Below are 1288 nucleotides of genomic sequence, written 5' to 3' on the forward strand. Positions count from 1 at the left end.
GGGTGTCGGCGGCGTTGCTGCTCGTGGTATCGCGATGTAGAGGTGGCGTGTCTTCGGTCGTCAGGTGAGGTCTGCTGCTCGCGGGTGCGCGTTCTTGTCACGAACGGGCGCGGCTGATGGGGCTGTGCTGTCAGGTTCTCGTCGATTGTACACGAACCCGGCGCACAAGTCAATGTATTTTGCTGGAATGCAAAAGTTTTTGTGTTAGAGTTTCGTAGGATTTCATCGGCGGGCAGGGAACCCCACCCCCATGCCGTCCCTCCCTTCCCGTGGCGGCCAGGGCGCGACCGTCGACGTCGACTTCCACTCCGTCGTGCGCTCCCTGTGCCGATGCAAGTCGCTGCAAGGCGTCGACCCGCTTGAGATTGAGCGCATCTTCGGCGAGTTCGTGGCTGAGTGCCGCAGGCCGCTCGTCGGTCAGCGCCTCCAGGCAGGCGCCGTCGTCACAAACTCGGGCGATCACATCGAGAGCCTCCTCTTCATCCAGCACGGGGTTGTGGTGGCGTGGCAGATTCCGGTGTCGACCCTCGAAACCCCATACCTGCTGGGCGAGCACGAGCTGCTGACGGGCATGGGCTACTGGATGGCCACCTACTCGGCGTACACCGACGCCCAGCTGGTGCATCTCCCCATCGCGCTCATGCGCCGCGTCCTGCAGCGCACCCCCGAGGTTCCGCGCAACATCCAGCAGGCGCTGTACGCCCGCATCAGCCGCTACTACTGGACCTCGCTAGCCACCAGCGGCACCAACAAGTCGAAGGTAGCGGCGGCCCTCGTGTCGCGCCTGGCTCTCGATGATCGCGACGTTGCCGGCGAGTGCGATGTGATCGTGCATATGTCGCAGAAGGAGCTCTGCCGGCTCACCAACACGTCGCGGCCTGGCGTGTCGAAGGGGCTCAAGGAGCTGGTCGACGACGGCGTCGTCTCGCTCAAGCGGCCCTCGTACATGACCGGCGAGATGATCATCCGCAGCGTTGACGCCCTGAAAGACGAGGCCTACCGCTCGTTTCGCGAAGACGTTCTCGAGCGGCTCCCGCATCTGCTCTGAGTCGCGAGCAGGAGATGTCTGTCTGCGGGACGCGCATCGGGCGATAGAAACCCCGGAAAAACGAAAGAGCCCTGAAGGCTCTGCTTCAGGGCACGGGAGCTGACGTCCCGAGTGAACCGAGATCCACTGTCTCTCTGGGCGGATTCGTGCCGTGCGGCGGGCTGCGCTTGCCCGTACCAGACTTGGCTCGTGAGGAGGACCGCTTGGACCCCCGTGACGCGGCATTGCAATGACTTGCGG

1 protein-coding gene is annotated in these 1288 nt (G+C 64.0%); it reads left to right on the forward strand.

Annotation, left to right across the window (positions count from 1 at the left end; translation table 11 throughout):
- Nucleotides 1-250: 250 nt before the first annotated feature.
- Nucleotides 251-1048: a Crp/Fnr family transcriptional regulator gene (locus EB084_25805; GenBank protein NDD31679.1), complete on the forward strand. Its 798-nt coding sequence runs from the start codon at nt 251-253 to the stop codon at nt 1046-1048.
- The last annotated feature ends 240 nt before the right edge of the window (nt 1049-1288 follow it).

Source organism: Pseudomonadota bacterium (assembly GCA_010028905.1).
In the GTDB taxonomy this organism is placed as follows: domain Bacteria; phylum Vulcanimicrobiota; class Xenobia; order RGZZ01; family RGZZ01; genus RGZZ01.